The sequence below is a fragment of the Gimesia alba genome (genome assembly GCF_007744675.1).
GTDB lineage: Bacteria > Planctomycetota > Planctomycetia > Planctomycetales > Planctomycetaceae > Gimesia > Gimesia alba.
Genome location: NZ_CP036269.1, coordinates 4,179,809 through 4,205,544 on the forward strand (window position 1 = coordinate 4,179,809; position 25,736 = coordinate 4,205,544).

Here is a 25,736-nt window from a genome sequence, read left to right on the forward strand (position 1 = left end):
TATCTTCCGAGCCCGATCATGAATTCGATCGGGCTTTTTTTGCTGGATATCCGAAAACCGTCACACAGGGTAAACATGCTACGTCTAAGAGTCGTATTGAAGCTAGGAATTTCATTTTCTCACCAGGGAGCACAAAACATCCGTATTCATCGCTCTCAGGCAACTATATAATGGCGTGAATACACGTCTTTCTGATCAACTTTGATAAACCAACATTTCGTTCTGCCTGTTTTTGATTCACAGTACAGCGCCGCATGACTGAACCAGACTTATCGACAACTGATAAAAAACTGCGTAGAATCTTGCTGTTCATAATCATAGCGAGCTTTGTCCTGACGCCGATTGCCGCACCCGACGTCTGGTGGCAGTTGAGCCGGGGTCGTGTCGTAATGTCTGATCTCGCCCCTTCCGGCCCCATTTTAACAGCCGGCTCTCCGCTCGCTGAAGCAGACTGGCTGGGCGGGCTGCCATTTTATTTCTCGCTGCAACTGGCAGGTTTTTCCGGTCTGATGCTGTTGAAGTTCGCTGCCGTGGGTCTGCTCTTATATTTGTTCATGAAACGTTTTGAAGAATCATTGAACTGGCTGGCATTGGTCATTGCTGTATTGGTTCTGATGACCGGCGTTCCTGCCTGGCAACCAACGCCGCGACTGCTCGACTGCTGGTTCCTGTTTCTTACCTGGATCCTCACCGCACGCTGGTGCCGGGAACCTGGTCCCCACAAACTGATACCCATCCTGGTCGTATTCGCACTCTGGGCCAACTCGGCACCGCTCTGCCTGCTGGGAGTCGCCGTCGTGGCATTGCTACCACATCTGCCTGGCATCCTCTCTGAAAAGAGTGTGCCTCTCAAACAAACCAATCTGTTGATTCTACTTTCCGTACTGGCACTCATGCTTACGCCCCGCGGGTGGTTTACCCCCTTCGATTCGTTCGTCCAACTATTCCCCGGCCTGTTTTATCATCAGGCTCTTCTATCACAGACAATCTGGCAGCCGACATTTCTTAACGGCGTCACGATCGAAGTCATCGGTCTGTCAATTCTGTCGATTGTCACGATTCTGTTTCTCATTTTAAAATCGACTTCCTGGGTAGAAACAGTCGCCTTTCTGGTCTTTGCGGTCCCTGCCTGGACCAATTATGACAGCCTCGGCCCCTGTGCGATTGGCATGGCACTGGTTCTCTCACAGTCGATGGTGGCTCATCAATTCCAAGCCGATTTTGTAAAATGGAAACAGGCTGTTTCACCAACCCTCGCACGATATGTGTTCATACTCGGAATCCTGATCTTAAGCTGGAAATCGGCAGCTGGAAGTCTACCGGGGCAACCACAGCGTCTGGGTTGGGGAATCGCTCCCGAACTGGATATTTCAATACTGAATAACACCATTGGTCCCATCGATTACAAGGGCACCGCTCACGGCATGGGAATCGCGCCCACAGGTATGCTGTGCTGGATCAAAGCCAATCACAAAATCCAGCCGGTCAGAACACTCAGACAAGCCCTTTTGCAGGGACGTTTATTTGAAGAACTTTCTTTGAACGAAGAGTTATCCAACGGCTGGATTTTCCAGAAACCCCGCTCCGACGGCAGCTGGGGGGGGTGGTGGGTTCGTTTGAAAAACAGAGATTGCCAATTGCTGCTGGTTCCCAATGGAGATGAAAAAACAATTCGCGCCCTGTTTGACAGTCGCTGGCAACCGATGTCGCTTGACGCCTCTGTCATTCCATATGGCTGGTCTGGCGAACTGCTGAGCAGCCCCAAAATTGTAGAACTGTTACCCGCCAAAGAGTTTGTGAATAGGGACCAGTGGATCTATTCGCTCCCCTCTCCCGCCGGAACCCCAGAATGCTCTGACTGGTGGGGAATCCTGACCGGCACTTCGAATCTGACGCCCGCGATCCTGCAGGCAAAAACATTCCGGGGAATGAAACTGTATACGGCGGCCCTCCGGGTGCTGCATCCGTTACTGCAACACAATCCGTCACCACAAGTGATTCGTGAGTTCCAACTCTGCCAGAAAGAACTGGCTTATCAGGAAAAACTGAATGTGGGACAGCACACTCCCAGTTCCCTCAGAGCATTTGCCCTGACCCAACTCGCAGGACAAGCCGATGAAGCCCTCGTGCTTGCGGGTCCTAAACTCAAGAGATCGGAAGAACCACTTCGTACATCAGACGCTTTTGAGCGTGCCATCCAGAACTATATCCAAGGGGACTGGGAAACCGCGCTTAAAACTTTATCAGGCAATGATAGTGAAACTTTATACGCAAAAGCCCAAATCCAGTTGGAATCCGGTAATCCCGGCGGCGCTAAAAAAACATTCGGTGAACTGATTCAAATTTATCCCAATGACCGACTGGTCGTTCCCAGTCAACAGATGTTGGACTCGCTTCCATGAGCCAGAAATACCCGTTTATACCAGCACTGCTGATTCTGTTCCTGGCCTTCGCGTCAGGCACAGCCTGGTATCTGTACGGCTCGAAAAGTACAATTTCGTTTGTTCCCAATGTCCAATCTGCCGAACAACCGGTCAAAATGAAGCAGTGTTGTGAGTGCCATGAAAAAGTCTGTCAACAGTATGCAGGAGCCCCTCACCTCAGAACGCTGAGAAAAGCCACTGACCCAGGTGTGTTGGAGAAATTTGCCGGCAAAGAAATTACCCTCAAAGAAAATGGGCTCACCTATCGTTTTTACGAAGAAGATGATGCACTTTGGGTCAAGTGTGAGAATTACCCAACACCGGTACGGATCGAATGGGTCTTCGGTTCCGGTCTGCACGCCATGACTCCCGTCTCTCTGTTCCCCAACGAAGCCGGAGAGTCTGAACTTCTGCAACACATTGTTTCCTGGTATCCCTCAGGAAAACTGGGAGTCACGCTCGGACTTCAGGAACTGGCACACAGTAAGACCGGTATTCAGACACTGGGCGAAGTCAGCTCGCATGCCAAAACGATGAACTGTTTTGGCTGTCACACATCTTACCTGGGTGATGTACCTGGCGAAATTGAACCCGCCCAGATGATCACAGGCGTCTCTTGCGCACGCTGTCACCTGAATGGTGAAGAACACATCAAAGCCGTCGAACAGGGTCAAAAAGACTTGAAGCTGGTCAAATGGAATCAACTGACGCCACTCGAATCCATTAATCGTTGCGGCGAATGTCATCGACGTTCCGATCAACTTGAACCGGATGAACTCCACCCCGACAATGATCTTTTGATTCGATTTGCTCCGGTCGGCATGTCACAAAGCCCCTGCTTCCTGAAACAGTCTGAAGTCATACTGGCAGATGGAAAACCGGCCCGCTTTGACTGTACCACCTGCCACAATCCGCATCAACAGGCCAGCAGAGACCCCGAAGTCTATCGAAAGGTCTGCCTGAATTGTCACAGCGATCAGAAAAACCACGCGCCCATCTGTTCTAAAGAATCAATGCAAAGCCAATGCCTGCAATGCCATATGCCCCCCGTCAACGTCCATGATAACCTCAACTTCACCGATCACTGGATACGAATCCGCGAGCGCGATCAAGAATGCTTTCCGGAATTTCAGTTGAACAAATAAAAAATGATATTGTCAGTCGCGTCTACATGCTCTACGATAAAGTCACGTCTTTTTCATAGAGGTATTCTGTGATCGGCAAACTGCTCACACTACTGTTATCACTACAGATCCTTGCCTGCCCCTTTAATTGCATGCAGAGTAGCGTAGAAGATACAGACACAGCAGGTCACAGTTGCTGCAGTCATTGCCAGCCCCTGTCAACGGATAACCCACTGGCCCCAGAGCCCGTTTCATCGGATTCTTGCCAGTGCTTTTGCTCAGGCGCAATTCTGGAAAACGTCAACCAGTTCGAACAGACAAACCTGATCGTACTCTGGTTTGCGATCCCACAACAGAACGCCTCATTTCAACCAAATAGCACCAATCATCCGACTGGTATCGTTCTCTTAGATGCCTCTCAGCCATCAGGCCGTGCGCTGCGCTGTCTGCAGATGTCATATCAGTGCTGATTCTCTTCTGAGTATTCGACTCTCGAATTTCACTCGATTTCCGATTCGATTCAGGCTGCGCGTGAAGCAACTTCATTGTTCCACGCTTCCCTGAAACCTCAGAATGACGTTCTATGATCTGGTTTTCTTTAATTCCCTGGGAATATGGCGTGCGCAACCTATTTCGGCGCCCGGTCCGTACCCTGCTGACGCTCACCGGTTTGACAACTGTGATTGTACTGGTGTTTGTCGTGATCGGTTTCATCCGCGGTCTGGAACATTCACTGACCGTCAGCGGCGATCCGAAAGTGGCGATCCTGTTCTCGCTGGGGATGGGAGAAAATCTGGAATATTCATCGATTCCCATGCGAACCAATGAGTTGGTTTCCGCCAGTGTATCCGGCATCAAAACCTTTCATGATCGGAAATACGTTTCACCGGAACTATATCTGGGAACACAGATTCAAGTCCCCGGTCAATCAGAAACGACAATGGGCCTGGTACGTGGCGTAACCCAGTCAGTACTGTTAGTACGGAGACAGGTGGAACTGGAATCCGGAAGTTGGCCAGGACCGGGAGAGATCATCGTAGGACAACTGGCGGCGACAAAACTCGGACTCTCTCGGCAGCAATTATCCGTCGGCAGAGAACTGAATCTGGAAGGCCGAACCTGGCGGATCAGCGGAACCTTTTCCGCCGCAGGTTCTGCATTTGAATCGGAAATCTGGTGCCGCCTGGATGAATTGCAGCAGGCGATGAAACGTCAGGATTTGAGTCTCGTTGCCATGACATTAAATTCCCCATCCGACTACCCGGACCTGAACCTGTTCTGCAAGGAACGGCTGGATCTGGAACTGCAATCCATTCGCGAGGTCGAATACTACCAGAGTTTGAAAAAAGATTATGGCCCGATTCGGATGCTGGCCTGGCTCGTTGTCTTTTTAGTTTCGGGCGCGGGCGTCTTTGCCGGTTTGAATACGCTCTATGGTGCTGTTGTAGGCCGAACCAGAGAACTCTCAACCCTGCAGACATTAGGCTTTTTACGACGTGCCATTGTCATCAGTTTAATTCAGGAAGGCCTGCTGCTGGCCACTGCGGCCAGCCTGATCGCAGCGTTGATCGCGATCTTCCTGATCAATGGCGTTTCCGTACGGTTTACGATGGGCGCCTTCACACTACAGATTGACAGCATCTCGCTGTTGATTGGCTGCGGTGTCGGAATCCTGCTCGGCTTACTGGGGGCAATTCCCCCTGCCCTGCGGGCACTCCGCTTACCCGTAATCGATGGATTAAAATCAGTTTAACAACCGCTCGAATATCGCTTTCGAGCACACATTTTTAAAAAGGATTGAAAACATGAAACAGTTATTCTCTCACAGCCTGTTGTTCTCAGTCGCAGCCTGCTTCTTCGTTGGTTGCGGAAACACGACTTCAACACCTGAAAGCAACAGTACGACTGAAGCAACGACAACTGCCCCAGCGGCAAGTTCCAAAGTGTTACTTGGCAGCGAGCCGGCGGGCGCCAAAGAAGTCATCGATGCCCGCAAGTCAGCTCAAAATGACGAAGAAGTCATTCTCGTCGGTCGCATTGGCGGCAGTGAAAATCCCTGGGTCGATGGGCGCGCGGTGTTTTCCATTGTTGACAATTCCTTAAAAGCCTGTAGCGATATTCCCGGCGATGGATGCAAAAAGCCATGGGATTACTGCTGTGAAACGGACAAACTCCCAACAGCGATGGCGCTCATCAAAGTCGTGGATGATGAGGGAACGCTCATTAAAGAAGACGCCCGTAAGTTGCTCAATCTGAAAGAGCTGCAAACCGTCGTCGTTAAAGGCAAAGCCCAACGGGATGATGCAGGCAATCTGACCGTGTTTGCAAACGGAATTTTTGTACGGAACTAAACCATGTCACAAGTTGATTTATCACAATTAGCCATTGATCGCAGTGCGCCCTCGTCAGTCCGAGGGCACACGCGACTGCGATTCATCACGCGCTATCTCCTGCCGGGCACACTCCTGTTTGGTTTCTTGGGATTGATCTACTGGGTCTCACACGATCTGATATTTCCTCCCAAGCCAGTCACCGTCATGCCGGTGATTGTCACCCAATCGAAAATGCGAAATGCCGGTACGCCTCTCTTTCAGGCAGCCGGGTGGGTCGAACCGCGGCCCACCCCCATTCGCGTGGCAGCGCTCGCACCAGGAGTGGTCGAACAACTTCTGGTTGTGGAAGACCAGTTTGTCAAACAGGGAGAACCGATCGCCTTGCTCGTGAAAGAGGATTCCGAGTTGACTCTCAAACACGCCATCGCCAGTATGCAGTTAAGAGAAGCTGAACTACAACAAGCGCAGGCGACGTTAAAGGCGTCTCAAATTCGTCTCGACCAGCCCGTCCACCGAGAAGCAGTTTTAAGGGCAGCTGAAGCCGCGCTGGCGAAAATTGAGACCGAGTTAAAAAACCTGCCCTTCATGGTTCGCCGCGCCAAAGCAGAGATGAATTTCGCCAAAAATGACTATGACCGCCGGATTTCGGCAAAAACAGCGGTGACCCAACGCACCATCGATGAATCGTTAACCGAACTGGAATCCGCCCGGGCCGCCTATGAAGAGTTGGAGGGCCGCAAAACCTCTCTGGTCGCCGAACGAAACGCCTTAAAAGCACGTACGGATGCACTCCAAACAGAATATGAATTACTCACTGAAGAAACACAGGCCCGCGATGAAAACAGTGCCAAAGTTCAAGCAGCAGCCGCACGACTGGAACAGGCACGGGTTGCGGTGGCTGAAGCCAGACTGGCATTGGACCGCATGACTATCCGCGCGCCGGTCGCGGGCCGTATCTATCGACTGATCGGGCACCCCGGCTCCAGTGTCGGAAACATGCTGACTCAAATGACCGGCTACGACGGCAGCACCGTGGTCACAATGTATCGCCCGGAAATGTTACAGATTCGTGTCGACGTCCGCTTTGAAGATATTCCCAAAGTCAGTCTGAACCAGCCCGTGCAAATCAACAACCCCGCGCTGAGTCAACCGGTGACCGGCAAAGTCCTTTACATCAGCTCCGAAGCAGACATTCAGAAAAACACATTGCAGGTCAAAGTCGAAATCGAGAATGCATCCCCGCTACTCAAGCCGGAAATGCTGGTCGATGTGACGTTTCTGGCCCCCGAACTCCAGACCGAATCTTCAGAATCGAATGAAGAAACCCGCTTTTATGTCCCTCGCAAGATGCTGGAACAGGCAGAATCGGGCCAGACGTTTGTCTGGATCGTAGATCAATCAACACAGATCGCACGGCGTCAGCAGATCGAAATCAGTCAAACTACGCCAGGTCCCCTGGTGGAAGTGACGAAAGGTTTAAACCCGACCAGTCATCTGATCTCTTCTTCCACCGCAGACCTCATGCCGGGAGAACGCATTAAAATCACTGGTGAATCCGATCAGGAAGGAAACTAAGCATGTCACTCGTCACCATCAACAACCTGATGAAACAATACCATAAAGGGGGTGAGACCATCACGCCTCTGGATCAGGTTTCACTCCAAATAGAACAGGGAGAGTTCCTGTCGTTAATGGGCGCCAGTGGAACCGGAAAATCAACTCTGCTGAATCTGATTGCCAGCATTGATCGCCCTGACTCCGGTTCGATTATCGTGGATGGCACTGAAATCACGGCACTCTCCCGCTCAAAACTGGCACGCTGGCGAGCCGCGAATATGGGTTATATTTTTCAGACACACAATCTGGTCCCTGTACTCACCGCCTATGAAAATGTGGAACTTCCGTTATTGCTGCTCCCCATGTCCCGCAACGAACGAAAAAAGCGTGTGCAAGTCGCGCTACAGGCAGTTGACCTACTCGATCGAGCCGACCACTATCCACGCCAGATGTCAGGAGGACAGGAACAGCGTGTGGGCATCGCCCGGGCGATTGTGAAACACCCGAAAATTGTCGTCGCCGACGAACCCACGGGCGATCTGGACCCGGAAACATCGGAACAAATTCTAGACCTGCTGCAACGGCTCAATCGAGAGCTGGACATTACAATGCTCATGGTCACCCATGATTCCGAGGCAGCGCATATCGCAGACCGGCAGTTCTATCTTGATCACGGAAAACTCGTCTTGGTAAGTCAAGAAAGGCCCCAAGCCCTCGCAACCTCCGGCGCCTCCAGTGAGGAACAATTATGAAGTTGGTTGGTTATATTCTGAAAACACTCTGGGGACACCGAGCCCGCACGATGCTTACTGTCGCCGGTTCAGCAGTCGCGTTATTTGTGTTCTGCTTCATCCAATCCATTCAGGAGGGGATGAACGATTTGAAACAGCGCCAGGAGGCCCGCGGTTCGTTGATCGTGTTCCAAGCCAATAAGTTCTGCCCCGCCACCAGTCACCTGCCTCAGGACTACGATCAACAAATTTCGAAGTTCGCAGGTGTGAAAGACGTCGTACCAATTCAGGTCTTCACGAACAATTGTCGTGCGAGTCTGGATGTCGTCGTGTTCTATGGTGTCCCCCCGAATAAACTGCGCACCGCGCGGGACTTTCAATTCATCTCCGGCAACTGGACTGAATTTGAAACCCATCAGGACGCCGCCATCATCGGACAGGCTGTCGCGTCCCGGCGCGGGATCAATGTCGGCGATAAATTTTCCATCGGCGACCTTTCAGTGAATGTCGCCGGTATTTATCAAAGTGACAACCCGGCTGAAGAGAATTACATTTATAGTCACTTGGAATTCTTACAGCGACGTCAAGGCGTCAATCTAGTGGGAACGGTCACACAACTGGAAGTCATCCTGCAACCAGGCACTGATCCGATCTCAGTCAGTGACGCCATTGATGAACGCTTTCGCGGTGGTCCTGTAGAAACCAACACGCGCGCCAAAGGGGTCTTTCAGGCCAAAAGTCTTGGTGACTTATCCCAACTGATTGAAATGGCACACTATCTGGGTCTGGCCTGTGTCGGACTGGTTCTGGCACTGGTCGCTACCACAACGCTGATGTCTGTTGAAGACCGAATTCAGGAACATGCGGTCTTGCGGACACTCGGCTTTTCGGGCTTCAAAGTGTTTGGACTGGTGCTCGCAGAGAGTACGTTACTCAGTCTCGCAGGAGGCCTGGTGGGAGTCGGAACCGCGTTGATCATTCTCAAACTTAGCAGTCTTTCCGTGGGAGCCGAAGCAGTTACCGTCGCCTTTATCCCCTCTCTGCATCTGGCCTGGGTCGGAATCTTGTTGGCGCTGGGTACGGGTATTTGCGCGGGTATTGTTCCTGCCTGTTATGCCTCACGTGCGGAAATCGTCCCCGCATTAAGGCACATTTAGAACCGCCTAGGTAAGCCCCGGAATGGACTCTCCTTCGTAGATATAGTGCGGCCGATCCACTTCGTCGTGCCAATACATGGTTTTTGGCAAGCCTAAAGCGCGGTAGATCGTTGCAGCAAAGTTTTCAGGCTTCTGTGGTTGATCGATGGGAAATCCGCCAATTTTATCCGTCTTACCAACAACGCGGCCCCCTTTGATTCCACCGCCGGCCAGAAACACGGATTGCACAGCGCCCCAATGATCGCGGCCCGGTAAATCATAAACGCGGGCCAGTTGAGAAATCTTGGGAGTCCGACCAAATTCACTGCACATCACAACCAGTGTATCCTTGAGCTGACCACTGTCTGCCAGATCATCCAGCAACGCGGAAACGGCCCGGTCCGTGGGTGGCATTAAATTATCTTTGAGATGCGGGAACATATTACCGTGTGTATCCCACGATTCGTTATTCCCCAGATTCACCTGCACCAGATTCACTCCGGTTTGAATCAGACGTCGTGCCATCAGTAATGACCAGCCAAACGAGTTTTTACCATAACGCTCCTGAATCTTGTCATCTGCGTTTGTGACATCCATCGCGTAATGAACTTTCTCATCATTTAAGAGAGAAATCGCGGCACTGCGATAACGATCGAAACTTTCCACCTGACCGGCGCTGTCCAGCACGCGGCGTTGTTTCCCTAATTCTTTCAACAGACTGAGCCGATTATTCATCCGTCCCTGGGTCATGCCTTGAGACAGTTTCAGGTGCGGCGTCTGAAACAAACGCTTGTCGGCAGCCCCCCGTTCCTGATGATCGAAATCATACTGCGGAAACGCACCATACGATTTACTATGAAACGGCGATGCTTCGATGAACCAGGGATCACGATTCGATCCCATCTTGCCGGCAAATTGTCCGGGGATCACGCGGCCGGAATTATGTACAATTTTATCCGGCAATACGATCGCAGGTGGTAGATTGGTGCGGGAACGAATCACATCACCGGCAATGGCGGCAATGGAAGGATGGTCGGTGCTCATCGGCCGGCTCGGGTTAAAGCCGACAGGAACATCTGACCGCCCGGTCAACATGATGTGATGCCCCATCGAATGCTCGTTCGAACCATGCGTCAAAGAACGACATAAGGACCAGAGATGACTCCGCTGTGCTAACATCGGCAGATGTTCGGAAATCTGCAGCCCTGGAATTTTTGTCGCTATTGGATTGAATTCGCCTCTTATCTCATCACTGGCATTCGGTTTCATGTCGAAACTCTCATGCTGTGACAGGCCACCCGATAGAAAAATAAAGATGCAAGACTTTGCGGTCTGATGTTTGGGGGGCGCAGCTGCTTCAACCCGTAATGCGTCCAGATGGTTCATTCCCAATCCGAGCAGGCCTATCGAGCCTACTTCCAGAGCCGTGCGGCGGGAAATAGGGGGATGGCTGGCAGAGTTATAAGCAGTCATCGCGACTCTCCTAAATCCAAGAGATGATTTTGAAGCGCAAAAGGGATATCTTAATATACTTTACAATGCATCAATATAATCTAATGCGTTTTGGATGAAAAGTCCAATTGAAAGTATCTATTCGATCACTTCTGTTTTTATATTTTTCGTATCACACAGACATTCAGCACAACCTGTTTAAAAAAAAACACCTGTTTTCCAGGACTTCGACAGAGCGGTCTGGATTCAAAAAAACTCGACTCATATTTTGATTGACGAACGACGATATTGCTTATATGCTTTGCTCTGCTGATTCCCTCCCCATTCACCAGGTGGTGGCCGCGTGTGACTCGCTGAAAGTAGTCACTTTTAAAAAATCATTGTTTTGTTTCTTCTTAAGACCTGTATTGGAATCCGGGTCTAACTCTCAAGGATGATTGTGGGCGATTTGCTGCGCCCCCAGACGCGCACGCTGATGCGCACAGGAGAAATCAATGAACCAGTATCTAACCAAACGTGAACAACAAATTCTTGATTATATTACGCGACAGATTGATCACACGGGCATCGCCCCTTCCATACAAGAAATCGCCACAGAGTTTGAAATCCCTTCGTTAATCAGAGTCACGCGCTATCTGAATGGCCTTGAAGGCAAAGGCTGGATTTTCTGCAATTCTGACCAGCCAGGCGGGATCACGCTCATAGAAAATGTACGCAACTATCGACTCTCTGTTTGTGGTGATGTGGAAGAAGACCGTGTGGCCTTCAAGAAACAACTCTAAGATGAAGTGATACTCCGCGTCTTCACATCGCCAGACTGTAAGTATCACTCTCACTTTCACAGCTTTCCAATTGGGAAAAGAGACTGAATAGGTCCTTATTTCGGTCGATGAAGATTTTCTTAATTTTCCTTACCTTTTAGACCGATTCTTCTATCCAAACGCAACACATTAGTTTACGCTTATGTGACAAATTCGACTTTCTCCCCGTATAAAAGAATAATCATTTTCTTCAGAAGGTAGAAATTGATGCTCAGGCTAGAAGATCAATCGATTCAACTTTGTGACAGGATGCCCCGACGCTCTTTTATGCAGATTGGTGGCCTGGCAATGGGTGGGCTCTCACTTCCTCAGGTCTTGCGTGCACAGGAACAGAGCGGGAAAAAATCATCGCATAAAGCCGTCATCATGATCTTCCTTGCTGGAGGTCCACCGCATCAGGATATGTTTGACCTGAAACCCAATGCGCCCGATGAAATCCGAGGCGAATTCAAACCGATCAACACCAACGTGCCTGGGATTCAAATCAGTGAGCTCATGCCGCGCGTGGCCAGCATGATGGATAAGTTTTCAATCATTCGCTCTCTGGTCGGCGCGGAAGGCCGCCACGATTCGTTTGAATGCTGCACCGGACATCATTTTCGCAGCGCCCAACCACAGGGAGGCTGGCCTGCCCTCGGTTCGGCACTTTCCAAAGTCAAAGGTCCCGTGAATCCAACAGTTCCACCCTATATCGATTTGTCGCATACCATGGCGCACAATCCCTGGAACATTAAAGGCCCCGGTTTTCTGGGACTGGAACATGCGCCCTTTCGCCCCGATGGTCGTGTGATGGAAAACATGACCCTCAATTCCATTTCCAATACGCGATTATATGAACGGTCCAATCTGTTAAACAATCTGGACCGTTTTCGTAGAGTCTCTGAGACGGGACTGACAGACGGTACTTACGACGGATACACGAAGCAGGCATTAGAAGTACTCTCCTCATCCCGACTGGTGGAAGCCCTCGATCTGGAAAAAGAAGATCCCAAAATCCGCGCACGTTACGGGAAGGACAGCCCCAAGGTCTTAAACTACTCGCTCGATAAAGGTTATCAGGCGATTATGTCCCGCTTCCTGTTAGCACGCCGCGCTGTGGAAGCAGGTGCCCGCTGTGTCACATGCAGCTTCGCTCATTTTGACTGGCACGGGGATAACTTTGGTCATGCTCGAAAAGTCGTCCCCCTGCTTGACCAGGGTGTCGCCGCACTGATAGAAGACCTGCATGAACGAGGCATGGACAAGGACGTCACGGTTCTGGTCTGGGGCGAATTTGGACGGACACCCAAGATTAATAAAAATGCTGGCCGCGACCATTGGCCGCACGTGCATGCTGCACTCATGGCAGGCGGCGGAATGAAAACAGGCCAAGTCATCGGATCCACCAACCGCCTGGGAGAAGAAGCCGTTGATCGCCCTGTCCATATGCAAGAAGTCTTTGCCACCCTGTATCATAATCTGGGCATCGATGTCGCATCCACAACGATCGAAGACAACAACGGCCGCCCTCAATACCTGATCGATGAGCAAACACCGATTCGTGAACTGGTGTAATCACTGGTAGCCAATCGCTTGTTGAAAGGAACTCCTGTGAAATCATCTGGTTTCTTTAAGAGAATTCTAAGAGTGTGACTCCGTATAAACGTTCTAGTTTCGACCTTTTTGAACAATCTGCTTCCCATCATCTCACTGAATTCAAATTCTTTACATCCCTGTGTTTTTTACGATGTTTCGTTCTGTCAACACGGGCTGAGGTAAAGCACTCATTTCAAAAATAGTGAGCTCTTTTAATTTATAGATGATCTATATTTTCTATGGAAACGCTCACTTTTCTATCTTCTGATTTGAATCGTAGCTCTATGACATTTTCAAACCAAACACATCAAAGCATTTTCACTTTGCATTTCTGTTGATCAATTTCCCCCGTTGTTCACAGGCAATTGCAATGTGAATCTCCAGGGGGATCAATGATTCAGAGTGCGTTGTCTGATACAATCGACGAGACCATTCCAGGAAAATACGACCGATGTAAAAATCATGACGTCGTCATTAGTCCGGGTGGTACCATTCTGATTATCGAAGACAGCAATACGCAAGCGCGTATCATCGAAGAGTCTTTGAAAGATCTTCCGCTCCAAATCCACTGCACGAGTTCTGGCCACGAAGCTTTAGAATGGCTGAAAGTCAATAAAGCCGTCCTGTTACTCCTTGATTACGAATTGCCTGATATGAAAGGCATCGAGGTCATTGATGAACTCGCCCGGCAGGGACAATACCTTGAATTCCTGGTGATGACAGCTCGTGGAAGTGAAACCGTCGCCGTACAAATGATGAAACGCGGTGCCGTCGATTATCTGATCAAAGATGATACTTTCACCAGTCTGCTCCCCACAATTGTCGAACGTGCATTAAAGAAAATTAAATCAGAGCAGATTCTTGAAATAGCCCAAAACGCGTTAAAACAAGCTGAGAAAAGAACGCGTTTGATCATCGACTCTGCCGCTGATGGTTTCATTTCCATGTGGGATGATGGCACAATTCTGGACTGGAATAAAGCAGCAGAACGGATCTTTGGCTGGAGCTATAAAGACGCCATTGAAAATAATCTCATCGACAAGATGATGCCGGAAAAACATCGTGAGGCGTTTAAAGAAAGGTTATTTGAGCTGAGAAACGATGATCACAGTCTATCTCAGAACAAATTAATTGAAGCGACAGCACTCAACAAAGCTGGACAGGAATTTCCGATTGAAATATCCGCATCTATTGCCTCAGAAGGCGAACCCTGCGTATTGAATGCGTTTATCCGCGATATCTCCAACCGTCATATGCTGGAATCTCAGTTAATTCAGTCAGAAAAGCTGGCTTCTCTCGGACAACTCGCCGCCGGTGTTGCGCATGAGATTAACAATCCTGTCGGATTCGTAAAAAGTAATGTCGGTACACTCTGTGAATATGTGGAAATTTTCACGCAGTTAATAAGTCTCTACGAAGAACTGTCACAGGCAGTCCGCGCTGGAGAGAAATCACAACAGGATCAGTTATTAAAGCAGATCCAGACGATTCGTGAAGAAGAAGACCTCGCCGATATTTTAGAAGATGTCAAGGAATTACTGACCGAATCAACGGATGGTCTGATCCGTGTCACCGAAATTGTCCAAAATCTGAAAAGCTTTGCCCGGCTCGACGAAGCCAGCGTCAAAGAAGCAAATATCAATGATGGCATCACAGCCACCATGAAAGTTGTCTGGAACGAGTTGAAATACAAAAGTGAAATCGTAACGGATCTGGGAGAGATCCCCGACATTCGTTGTTCACCCGGGCAACTGAATCAGGTCTTTATGAATTTACTAGTCAATGCAGCCCAGGCCATTCCTGAGCGCGGGACGATTTCAATCAAGACTGAAGCAACGGATTCAGAAATCATCATCAGCATCTCCGATACGGGAGTGGGCATTCCTGAACAGGAACTTTCACAGATCTTTACCCCCTTCTACACAACCAAGCCGGTAGGACAGGGAACAGGACTGGGGCTCTCCATCATTTATGGCATCATTCAAAAACACAACGGGAATATTTCCGTCGAGAGTGAAGTCGGAGTCGGAACGATATTCACCATTCGATTGCCACTGGAAGGGATGAGTGCATGAATCAGAAAACCATCCTTTGCGTCGATGACGAAATCAATGTGCTTCGATCTCTAAAACGATTATTGAGAAATGAAGACTATCAACTAATTACCGCTAACGGTGGTGAAGAAGGACTTGCTGTACTTGCAGAGGAAGAAGTCAGCGTGGTCCTATCGGACCAGAGAATGCCGGGTATGACGGGTACTGAGTTCCTTTCGATCGTAAAAGAGAAATACCCGGAATGTGTCCGCGTGGTCCTTTCCGGATATGCCGATGCAGCCACGATCCTGGATTCCATCAACAAAGGTGCCATTTACCGCTTTTTAACAAAACCCTGGAATGACGAGGAAATCCGAGTCACCATTCGGCAGTGTCTGAGTCAGTATGAACTGCTGCAGGAAAATCGAAACCTGACTGAAGAAATCAAACTGCAAAACGTCGAGCTGAATCGACTCAATCAACAATTAGAAGACCTGGTCGGAAAAAGCACACAATCATTACACTTCTCACAGGAGGTACTTGCCAAAATCCCTATTCCAGTAGTCGGAATCAGTGCGGAAAGTATCGTCGTTTTAGCAAATGAAGCCGTCGACAAGATGTACCCCACGCTACGCGAAGTCCATCTCGGCTCGGACATCAAAGACATCTTTTCCAGTGAAATCATCGAAACTGTAACGAATTGTTTATCGGGTAGTAAGCAATCAGAAACTGTTCCTCTGACAATCGAAAATAAACAAATCAGAATTCACTGTAAAAAATTAATGGACGGAGACCATTTGCGAGGATGCGTTCTCTCGATGGAAGAATCATATGGATGAATCAAAGCTGGATGACATTTTAAACATGGTACGCTCAGTGCCGACGCTGCCTGAAGTCGCTCAGGAATTGAGTCGGCTGGCAGGCGACCCCACGGCCTCTGCACAAGACATGGCACATGTCGCTGAAGCAGATTCAGGACTCGCTGCGCAAATTTTGCGTGTGGTCAACTCATCATTTTTCGGGTTCTCACGACAAATCAGCACGATCCCGCAGGCAATCGTGGTGTTAGGGACTCACGGCGTTCGCAACATCGCATTAGGTTTGACTGTATCTACGCTCAGACCCAAAATCGAAACGCATTCACAATATTTTGATGTGGACGATTTCTGGAGACACTCTCTTTCCGTTGCAATCGGTGCGCGGCAACTTGCCAGAGAACTTGTGATTTGCGATCCGGAAGAAGCCTTTCTCGCAGGACTGTTGCATGATATTGGCAAATTGATTCTGATTGAATCGAGCACAGAACAGTATCAGGAATTAATCACCGCTGCTCATTCGACCAACCAACCTCTGCACACTCTAGAAGAAAACCAACTTGGATTTAATCATACAGACGTTGGCTTTGCGCTCTGCGAACGGTGGAAAATCCCAGAATCAGTCTCTCACACTGTCCAAAACCACCACCGCTGGAATTGCGAAACACCCATTGCTACGGAACAGAACCAACTACTGTTCCTGGTAAACACCGCCAATAATTTAGCGAAAGTTTCAGGCATCGGATTCAGTGGAAATGCCTGTGTGACTCCGTTTTGCATGCAGACTTCATTCTCATACCGATCACTTTCTGAAGCACTTCAAAAAACACTGGAAATACTACCCTCAGAAGTGGCACATACAGAGCACTTGTTTAACATCACGTCGCAATCTAATTATGCCAGCCTTTCTGAATCAGGAAACATCTGTGTCGGTGTGTGCGTGCAAAACCCGGATCTTTACAAAATTATCAGTTTATTATTGCTCAGCCAGGGAATTGTACCAGTAACACAGCAGGAGCAAATGCCGGCAGAAACAGAAATGATCGCCGTCCTGACAGACTCGGAATTGAATTTAGATTCACTTCCTGAGAGATGGTCTCGGTATATTATCGCGTATCATCATTTTGAGAATTCAGACCACCAGCAATCACAGCCAGAAAAATCCTTTGAAATTGATGTCGAACAACTCCGTATCTGGCTCAATGAGCAACTCCCCGCTTTCACGACGGAGGAATTAGTCTAATGAATCCAAAAGTAATCTTTATCGACGATGAACCTCAGATTCTAAAAGCATTCGTACGCCTGTTTCGGAAAGATGAGATTGATCTCTTTACAACTTCGTCTCCCGAAGAAGTCTGTGAGTTGGTGCAGACAGAATCCTTTGCATTAATTGTCTCAGATCAACGCATGCCTGAAATGGAAGGGACAAAATTGCTGGAGCGCGTCAGGGATCTCTCCCCGGCAACCATCCGTATTATTCTGACCGGTTATGCAGACAAAGACGCTGCTATCGAAGCCATCAACCAGGGCTCCGTCTACCGTTTTTTGACAAAACCCTGGAATGATGATGAATTACGAAATGAAGTCAAGCGGGCCATCGACGAATACACCCTACGACAGGAGAATCGCAGACTTCAGGAATTAACCCTTTCGCAAAATGAAGAACTGCGTGACTTAAACCAAAATCTGGAATTAAAAGTTAAAGAGCGAACTGAGAAAGTCACACTCCTGAACCAGCAGTTAAAACAGGGATTCATCGGTTCCATTCGCGCAATGGCCCAACTGGGTGAAATGCACAGCTCTGATCTGGGGGAACACGCCAAACGCGTCACCGTCATGACCGGTCAGATTGCAAAGCAACTCGGCTGCAATCTCGATGAATTGTTTCAAATCAACTCGGCCGCCTTACTGCACGACATCGGTAAAATCGAGTTACCTGCAAATCTATTATCAAAGCCTTACGATAAATTAATTCCATCCGAGCAACGTCAGGTACAAAACCATGTTCTATTAGGTGAAAAGATCGCACAAATGGTTCCCAGCTTAGAAAAGGCAGCAGTCCTGATCCGCCATCACCATGAACACTTTAATGGTTCTGGTTACCCAGATCGTTTAAAAGGCGAGGAAATACCGCTGGGGTCACGTATCATTTGTGTAGCCGACTATTACGATCATTTACAAACCAGCCGCACCAGTTCACAACAAAAGTCTCCTGACTCAATACTGGAATCAATGGGGAGACTGACGGGAACCTGGTTTGACCCGAAAGTTGTTTCCGCGTTACATCAGTACCTGTTCCCCGAGGAACAGCAAAGCGTCCTGCTGAAATACTTCAAAGATCGGACTGCAGATAACCCGCGTCAGGAACCAATTACACAAACACAACAATCAGAACCAGTGCAGCAACAATCCAGAGAGAGTCATCCGCTCAATGAAGACGTGGATGTCACCGTAGAACAAGATCGTCGCGTGCGTCCTTATGAATTAAAACTGGGAATGACGCTCTCGCGAGATCTGTTCTCAAACAACGGCGGTTTATTGCTCCCACGTGGAACGGTATTGTCTCCTAAACAACTGGAAAGTCTGAAATCACTCTCCCTTGCCAACCCGATCTCTGATCGAATCTTTGTCGAACCAGAGATGACAACAGACGAAACCATTTCTGTCCCTGCAGAAACTCCCCTGAATACTCCAGTTCATGTTTAAGGAACTGCAGTATGACTTCATGTAAAATAGTGATGATTTAATCCTCATCAGTAACACTTAGTTTAACATTTTTCAATCTGGAGGAGTTTATGAGTCAATCCATTCTTTTAGTCGATGACGAACCAATCCTGCTGAAATGTGTTCGACGATTAATGCGACCTTTGGAAAAAAAAGGCATCATCGTCTGGACCAGCACCTCGGCAGAAGAAGCCGTTGAATTGCTGAAAAAACACAGTATAGATGTCGTCGTAACCGACGAAAATATGGTAGGAATGTCCGGCACAGAATTACTGGCCTGGATCTCAGAAAATTCACCCAATACGAAACGAATTGTTTTAACAGGTGATATTTCAGTCTCGATTGCAATGCGTGCCATCAACCATGCAGGTGTAGACGCGTATTTAACAAAACCATTTAACAACGCAGAATTACTCGATGCAGTACTCAGTGCACTGCACTCAAAAGATCGAGAATCCCGCGTTCAAGCAATTCGAGAATCTATTTTGCATGATCTGACAGACAAAGCGGAAGAACAAATCATTCAGGAGAGCACTACATCTTGAATATTCTGTACCGGTTTCAAAGTGGCTGCTTCATTCCACTGAAGTAAAGCTGACACTTAATCTGGTAATCAAAGAGCCCAGCAGAATATAGCCGATCAGGACTTCCAGCATCACCAGTGCCTGGCCGGTCACACTCAGCGGATTCGCATGAATATCGCCAAACCCCAATGTGGTCATGGTGACGCAGGAAAAATACAGGCAAGAATACATGCGCATAAAGATGCTGGCGCCAACCAGCTTATCGGGAAGTTCCACAAACGGAAATTCGGAAGAAATAATATAGTCATCCAGCAAGATGGAACTGCTGTAAATCATCGCAAACAGGAAAGCAAACCCGACAATACAGCCTAGAATGCGTTGCGTTGAATTCCCATAATCCGAAGTCCACCAGAAAGCCTGAATCGCCCACCGCTTTACAGCAGGCATTTCCTGGTATTTCTGTTCCCACATTTGACGGCGCATATTCCATTCGAGATAACTCAAATCGGTAATCGGATTGAACCGGGCAGTACGTAACGCCGTACCTGTTGCATCAGATTTTTTATTAAATTTACACCCGCTGAAATAGGTTCTGGCGTCCACAATTACGTTCGTCAGTTCAACCGATTCCAGAATAGTTCCTTGCAATAGAGCCAGTGAGAGATCGGCTGCATTTAATGTTGCTCCTGTGAAATTGGTTTCATTGAGTTTTGCCGCAGTCAGATTGCACCAACTCAAATCCGCATCGCTCAAATTTGCTGAATTCAAATCTGCTTTTGTCAGGTTCGAACCGCTCAAATCACACCAGCTCAAATCAGCCTTACTCAGATTGGCTTCACACAGATTGGCTTCCCGTAAGATCGCCATCTTGAAAATCGCCATCTTCATATTGGCCTGGCTTAAATTGACATTGAGTAAATTGGCGTCTATAAATTCGGCATTAAACATCTGAGCTCTGCTTAAGTCAGCACTTAACAAATTTGCCTGGCCCAAATTCGCATCATGTAAATTCGCTTCACTCAGATTCGCATATCGTAAATTTGCTTCACTTAAATCAGCATGAAACAGGTTCGCTTTGCTCAGATTAGACTTACTTAAATTGGCTTTCTTCAGATTTGTATGAAACAGATTTGCTTCGGATAAATTGGCTTCATGTAGATTGGCCCCACTCAATTCCACGCCACCTAAATTAGCCCCACTCAAATCGAGTGCTGTTTCCGGATTTTCAGCCTGCCACTTTGTCAACGCTTCCGTTCCCTGCCTGACAATTTTCACATGTTCAGGATCAGACATAATTCACTCTCCATTGATGATATCTACAATTACTCAGGCGGTTTTAGGGAATATCTTCATTCGGATCAAGATAATTAACGGAAAGGTGCTGGAACAGGAATCTAAAGCTGGAGAAATCACTTTATAAGGAGGGGAACAACTCTAACTTGGAGCTTGAATCGTTGCGGTTTGAGCATCAGGATGCTCTCGCACAATAGAGAGGAATACACGGTCTGATTTCCAGAAATCAAAATTGGTTGAGGGCATCATTTTAAGCAGCGTGCTTTCGTTTCCCGCTGAATGACGATGTCTATCAGCAATGACTCCGATTCTTAAATGTCCAGCCCAACAGCCAGCTCATTCCTACTGGAATTGCAGACTCTTTTTAAAATCTTAACAAACCGTCTTTTTGCTTAAGATATAATCGGAACATTGATCAATCCGGCTTCGCTGTTTACAGTAAATAGTACATAAAGTAAATCACTTTTGAATTGAAACATCGCGTAGTGCCACCAAACAAAGGAATACTGCTAATGCCCGTTCGAATCCTCTCTGCCTTCACACTGCTGTTTTTCGGATCTATGTTCGCGAAAGCCGAGGATTGGCCCCAATGGCTGGGCCCAGATCGTACCAGTACCTGGAATGCATCGGGCATTGTAGAATCGTTCCCCAAAGAAGGACTCAAAGTTGAATGGCGGGTTCCGGTAGGACTGGGATACAGCGGCCCGGCTGTCGTTGATGATAAAGTCTACGTGATGGACTACGTCAAAAAATCAGGCAAGGTCGAAAACAACCCTGGTGGCCCCTCTAAAATTGATGGGGACGAAAGAATCCAGTGTCTCTCCGCTGACACAGGAAAAGTGATCTGGGATTACAAATACGATTGTCCCTATAACATCTCCTACGCAGCAGGCCCCCGTTGTACGCCCACCGTTGCAGACGGCAAAGTCTACGCACTGGGAGCGGAAGGAAACCTGGTCTGCCTGGACGCAAACGATGGCAAAGTCATCTGGAGCAAAGATTTTAAAACTGACTATCAGGCAAAAACCCCCTTCTGGGGACACTCTGCCAGCCCGCTGGTTGATGGCGACACTCTGTACTGTCTTGTGGGCGGCAAAGATTCGCTCGCGGTCGCTTTGAATAAAGACACCGGCGAAGAACTCTGGAGAGCCCTCGATAATGCAGAAATCGGTTACTGCCCCCCCACTATGATCACACACAATGGCACAAAACAACTTTTGATCTGGCATCCCACATCATTGAATTCACTGAACCCGGAAACAGGCAAAGTCTTCTGGTCGATTCCACTCAAACCGCAATACAATATGTCTGTCACCGTCCCCCGCCAACATGGCAATTTCCTCTACGTTTCCGGTATTGGTGATGAAGCCGCTTGGATTGAACTCAAAAGCAATCCCAAGCCTGCCGCCGAAATTGTCTGGAAAGGCAAAACCCGAGAGGCGTTGTTCTGCTGTAACAGTACCCCCTTTATTGAGGGCGATACCATCTACGGCAGCGACATTCAATCAGGTGATTTTATCGCCGTCAACCTGAAAGACGGCAAACGTCTCTGGGCAACCAAAAAAGTGACAAAAGCGGGCCGCCGCGATCGCCATGCGACCGCGTTCATCGTCAAGCACAATGACAAGTACTTCCTGTTCACGGAAAAAGGAGATCTGGTTCTCGCCGATCTGTCTCCCGACGGCTACAAAGAGATCAGCCGCTTCCACGTCCTCGAACCGACCAACGAAGCCTTCGGCCGCCCTGTCGTCTGGAGCCATCCCGCTTTTGCCAATCAATCTCTCTTCGCCCGCAACGACAAAGAACTCGTCCGCGTGAGCTTGAAGAAATAGATCAGTCTACAATGAGATCAAATTGAGATGTGCCTCTGAACGTTTCAGCCGAAATTTCAGAGGCACTTTCTTTGAGAGCGCGGAAATTCGATTCGTTCTTCAGATTGAATCGATACTGCCCCTTACCGCAACACAGGCAGGCGTTCTTTGAGTTTTGAAAGCAGTGTGGAACTGCGTTCCTCGCTCACTGCTTCACCGGCAGTCGCCCGTAACGGGCAATTTCGGCACATCACCAGAATATAAGCCGATGGGATATAGTAAAGAGCTAATAACGTTGCGCCCCCTACACCGCCGGCAATCGTGATCGCCAAAGGAGGCCAGAAACCGCCCCCCGCAATGACTAACGGCACAAAGCCGGCCACCGTCGTCAGTGAAGTCGCCACCACATGCCGGGTCGACCGCAGTACGACATCGCGCACTACAATCCGATTCCCTTTTCGCGATTCAGGGTTTGCCCGTAATTCCGCCAGCACTACAATCGCATCATTAATCGCAACACCCGCCAGTCCCATCGAACCGACGATCGCCATAAAACCAAACGGAAACCCGAATAGCCACAGCATGCCCAGACCCAGGCCTATCGACAGTAGCCCCACCGTCCCGACCAGTGCCGCCACACGAAATGAGGAAAACGACAGCACCAGCGTCGCCACCATCAATACCATCAACACGCCGACATTCGCCATCAAGTTTCCCACGGCGTCATCCCGCTTGGAAGCTTCGCCTCCCCACTCCAGTCGATAACCGGGGGGCAATTCAAAACCTGCCTGTTTCATATTCGCCCGAAAGTCAGCCAGCACCTTCGCCGGCAGGACTCCCGCTTTAATATAAGCCTGGACTTCATTCATACGCTCACCATTGAAGTGCGAAATTGCCGCGACTTCAGATGACATCTGCACGTCTGCAATTGCTGTGAGCGGAACGAACTGAGCCTGTCCATCAGCCGTTTTTTTTCTGGAAATCAATTGCAGCGAAGCAATGTCATTAATGGATCCCCGTCGATCATGGGGCACGCGAATCCGAACCGGCAGTTCCTCAGTCTCTTCCAGAATACTTCCTCCCAGTGCCCCTTCCAGTGCGGCATCCAATTGACGAGAAATTTCGGCATGGTCGAGCCCCGCCAAGCGTGCCTGCTCTTCATCGATTTTCAACGTCAGCTTGGGTAACGGGTCGGCCAATTCTGCTTTATGATGCAACACATCCGGCGTCTTGCTCAAAATCGTCCGCAGCTCATCACCACTCTGACTCAACTGATGCAGATCCGGCCCGAACAACCGGACTTCAATAGGCGCATCAAAGGGAGGCCCCTGTTCTAACTGCCTGACCAATACGCGCGAATGCGGCACCTTCCGATCCAGTTCCCGCTGCAACTCATGAATCAGCTCCTGACCGCCTGATGCGGAATTGAGTTGCACCAGTGCCTGCGCATAATTGGAAGAATTCTCACGCTTGGCAATTATGTTGTAATAAAACTGCGGCGCACTCTCTCCCAGAAACCATTCGATTCCCTTCACCTGCGGATGCTCCAAAACCACGCGGCGAATCGTTTCAATCGTCTCCTGAGTCTCTGCCAGAGAGGCATGTGCGTTTAATTCCAACTCGATATTCACTTGATCCCGATCCGCTGGTGGAAAGAACTGTTCGGGCAGTGATCCTGCGACCAGAAACCCACACACAGGCAATACGCACCCTACCGCCACTCCCAACAACGGACGTGAAAACAGGATGTCCAGCGACTTCCGATACGCGTTGCGCATCTCCGCATGGCTGAAACCGACTTGCCACCAGTGTGCGTTGAGCGGATCTTCTTCCGGATCTGCAAACAGTGCTGCAATCGCAGGAATCACCGTCATCGCCAGGAAGAATGAACTGCAAATGGCCAGAATCACACTGACGGCAATCGAACCGACAAATTCTCCCGCGGGACCCGGCATCAGCGCAATCGGAGCAAAAGCCAACACCGTTGTCAGCGTCGACCCCAGCAGAGGCACAGCCAGATGCCGAACGGTAGAAATAACCGCATCGTCGGGGGCCATCCTGGAATGTAATTTTGATCGTACTTCATCGACAACGACAATCGCATTGTCGATCAAAAGTCCCAACGCAATAATCAGTCCTGTGACCGACATCTGATGAATGGGGATATCCAGAAAACGCAGTCCTGTCAAAACCATAAAGGCCGACAAAGGCAATGCCGTCCCAATCACCAGCGCATTCCGCCAACCCATCATGAATACAATTACCGCGATAACGGCCAGACCGCCAAACAACAGATTCCACACGAGGCCATCCAGCCGTGCTTCCACATAACGATTCTGGTCGAACAAAGTCTGTACCATCACGTCATCAGCTAACCTTTGTTCAAATTCATTGATGGCTGCTTTCGCTGACCTGCTCCAGTGATCAATCCGCACATTATCCCGCACGAATATGCCCAGAGTCACAGCCGGCTTTCCATCTGCAATCACCAGACTGTTCAGAGGCAAAGCAACGCCTTTTCTGATCGTCGCGATGTCTCCCAACTGCACGGAATGACCTTCGGCACCAAACTGAACCGGCGTGTTGGCGATTCTCGACAGAGAATCCAATTCCGAATCGACGTCGATCAACAGATCACTTTTCCGCCCGCGCAATAATCCTGCTGTCAGCTTCGCATCAGACGATTCCACCTGATCTGCGATTTGCTGGACAGTCAATCCGAGCGCTGCAATTTGATCCGGCTGAATTTCCGCAATGATCTCTTCATCAGGATCTCCGAACGTATCAATGTCTTCTGTTCCGGAAATCGCACGTAAGCGATCTTCCAGTTGTTTTGTCGTTCGCCTTAATACAGCATAATTGACGTCATTCGGATTGTCCCAGACCAAAGCGACAATCAGGGCATAAGCTTTGACATTCAGTTCTTCAAAATCCGGCTCCTTTGCGCCGCTTGGAAACTCGACACGCGCATCGTCAATTTTATCCCGAATCCGCGACCAGACCTCATCGACTTCATATACGTCATCCCGCAGTTCAATCGTCATCGAAGACATGCCGGTACGAGAAATGGAGCGCAGCTCTTTGATCTCATCGATTTCTCTGAGTTCCTCTTCGATTTTTTCAGAGACCAGAGATTCTACACGCGTCGCATCAGCCCCCGGAAAACGCGTATTCACCCGCGCGACCCGCTGGGTCAGTACCGGGTCTTCCATTCGAGGCAGCACGTAATAACTGGAAAGGCCGGCCACCGTGATCAACGCCATCATCAAAATCAACAATCGGCGATTTCGATAGAATAATCCTTCCAGCATGATTGAATTCCCCATTGATTCCTGAAAGGTTTTCCTCTGTCTTGATTGATACAGCGCTGCAATTTTTCAATAA

18 protein-coding genes are annotated in these 25,736 nt (G+C 49.1%); 15 read left to right on the forward strand and 3 right to left on the reverse strand.

The features are described from left to right. Nucleotides 1–389: 389 nt before the first annotated feature. The 7 genes from Pan241w_RS15505 (at nucleotide 390) to Pan241w_RS15535 (ending at nucleotide 9,325) form a co-directional block, all read left to right on the forward strand. Nucleotides 390–2,402, forward strand: coding sequence for a tetratricopeptide repeat protein (locus Pan241w_RS15505; protein WP_145217547.1), 2,013 nt, complete (start codon nucleotides 390–392; stop codon nucleotides 2,400–2,402). Further along, nucleotides 2,399–3,568: a multiheme c-type cytochrome gene (locus Pan241w_RS15510; protein WP_145217549.1), complete on the forward strand. Its 1,170-nt coding sequence runs from the start codon at nucleotides 2,399–2,401 to the stop codon at nucleotides 3,566–3,568. Before Pan241w_RS15505 ends, Pan241w_RS15510 begins: the two co-directional genes overlap by 4 nt. A gap of 562 nt (nucleotides 3,569–4,130) precedes the next feature. Further along, nucleotides 4,131–5,300, forward strand: coding sequence for an ABC transporter permease (locus tag Pan241w_RS15515; protein ID WP_145217552.1), 1,170 nt, complete (start codon nucleotides 4,131–4,133; stop codon nucleotides 5,298–5,300). A gap of 52 nt (nucleotides 5,301–5,352) precedes the next feature. Further along, a complete protein-coding gene (locus tag Pan241w_RS15520) occupies nucleotides 5,353–5,898 on the forward strand; it encodes a hypothetical protein (RefSeq protein WP_145217555.1) in 546 nt (181 codons plus the stop codon). A 3-nt stretch (nucleotides 5,899–5,901) separates the two neighbouring features. Further along, entirely contained in the window at nucleotides 5,902–7,455 is a 1,554-nt protein-coding gene (locus tag Pan241w_RS15525) for an HlyD family secretion protein (protein WP_145217558.1), read from the forward strand. Between the two features lie 2 nt (nucleotides 7,456–7,457). Further along, entirely contained in the window at nucleotides 7,458–8,189 is a 732-nt protein-coding gene (locus Pan241w_RS15530) for an ABC transporter ATP-binding protein (RefSeq protein WP_145217561.1), read from the forward strand. Continuing rightward, nucleotides 8,186–9,325, forward strand: a complete 1,140-nt coding sequence (locus Pan241w_RS15535; RefSeq protein WP_145217564.1) for an ABC transporter permease — start codon at nucleotides 8,186–8,188, stop codon at nucleotides 9,323–9,325. Before Pan241w_RS15530 ends, Pan241w_RS15535 begins: the two co-directional genes overlap by 4 nt. Nucleotides 9,326–9,331: 6 nt before the next feature. On the opposite strand, the gene Pan241w_RS15540 is transcribed toward Pan241w_RS15535, so the two are convergent. After that, entirely contained in the window at nucleotides 9,332–10,777 is a 1,446-nt protein-coding gene (locus Pan241w_RS15540; protein ID WP_145217567.1) for a DUF1501 domain-containing protein, read from the reverse strand. 473 nt (nucleotides 10,778–11,250) lie between these two features. Between Pan241w_RS15540 and Pan241w_RS15545 the strand changes: the two genes are divergently transcribed. The 7 genes from Pan241w_RS15545 to Pan241w_RS15575 all read left to right on the forward strand — a co-directional run bounded on the left by Pan241w_RS15545 (nucleotide 11,251) and on the right by Pan241w_RS15575 (nucleotide 19,269). Further along, nucleotides 11,251–11,538, forward strand: a complete 288-nt coding sequence (locus Pan241w_RS15545) for a LexA family protein (protein WP_145217570.1) — start codon at nucleotides 11,251–11,253, stop codon at nucleotides 11,536–11,538. A gap of 246 nt (nucleotides 11,539–11,784) precedes the next feature. Beyond that, nucleotides 11,785–13,131: a DUF1501 domain-containing protein gene (locus Pan241w_RS15550; RefSeq protein ID WP_197999951.1), complete on the forward strand. Its 1,347-nt coding sequence runs from the start codon at nucleotides 11,785–11,787 to the stop codon at nucleotides 13,129–13,131. 413 nt (nucleotides 13,132–13,544) lie between these two features. Next, nucleotides 13,545–15,227 carry a hybrid sensor histidine kinase/response regulator gene (locus Pan241w_RS15555; protein WP_145217573.1) on the forward strand — a complete coding sequence of 561 codons (1,683 nt, stop codon included), beginning with the start codon at nucleotides 13,545–13,547 and terminating at the stop codon, nucleotides 15,225–15,227. Continuing rightward, entirely contained in the window at nucleotides 15,224–16,024 is an 801-nt protein-coding gene (locus Pan241w_RS15560) for a response regulator (RefSeq protein ID WP_145217576.1), read from the forward strand. The genes Pan241w_RS15555 and Pan241w_RS15560 overlap by 4 nt, the downstream gene beginning before the upstream one ends. Further along, nucleotides 16,017–17,243 carry an HDOD domain-containing protein gene (locus Pan241w_RS15565; protein ID WP_145217579.1) on the forward strand — a complete coding sequence of 409 codons (1,227 nt, stop codon included), beginning with the start codon at nucleotides 16,017–16,019 and terminating at the stop codon, nucleotides 17,241–17,243. Before Pan241w_RS15560 ends, Pan241w_RS15565 begins: the two co-directional genes overlap by 8 nt. Then, nucleotides 17,243–18,706 carry an HD domain-containing phosphohydrolase gene (locus Pan241w_RS15570; protein WP_145217582.1) on the forward strand — a complete coding sequence of 488 codons (1,464 nt, stop codon included), beginning with the start codon at nucleotides 17,243–17,245 and terminating at the stop codon, nucleotides 18,704–18,706. The genes Pan241w_RS15565 and Pan241w_RS15570 overlap by 1 nt, the downstream gene beginning before the upstream one ends. 89 nt (nucleotides 18,707–18,795) lie before the next feature. Next, entirely contained in the window at nucleotides 18,796–19,269 is a 474-nt protein-coding gene (locus Pan241w_RS15575) for a response regulator (protein ID WP_145217585.1), read from the forward strand. A gap of 30 nt (nucleotides 19,270–19,299) precedes the next feature. Here Pan241w_RS15575 and Pan241w_RS15580 read toward each other — a convergent pair whose 3' ends face one another. Next, on the reverse strand, nucleotides 19,300–20,541 hold the full coding sequence (locus Pan241w_RS15580) for a pentapeptide repeat-containing protein (protein ID WP_145217588.1): 1,242 nt from the start codon (nucleotides 20,539–20,541) through the stop codon (nucleotides 19,300–19,302). Between the two features lie 512 nt (nucleotides 20,542–21,053). On the opposite strand from Pan241w_RS15580, the gene Pan241w_RS15585 reads away from it, so the two are divergent. Next, a complete protein-coding gene (locus Pan241w_RS15585) occupies nucleotides 21,054–22,373 on the forward strand; it encodes a PQQ-binding-like beta-propeller repeat protein (RefSeq protein WP_145217591.1) in 1,320 nt (439 codons plus the stop codon). A 122-nt stretch (nucleotides 22,374–22,495) separates the two neighbouring features. On the opposite strand, the gene Pan241w_RS15590 is transcribed toward Pan241w_RS15585, so the two are convergent. Further along, nucleotides 22,496–25,663 carry an efflux RND transporter permease subunit gene (locus Pan241w_RS15590; RefSeq protein WP_145217593.1) on the reverse strand — a complete coding sequence of 1,056 codons (3,168 nt, stop codon included), beginning with the start codon at nucleotides 25,661–25,663 and terminating at the stop codon, nucleotides 22,496–22,498. Between the last annotated feature and the right edge of the window lie 73 nt (nucleotides 25,664–25,736).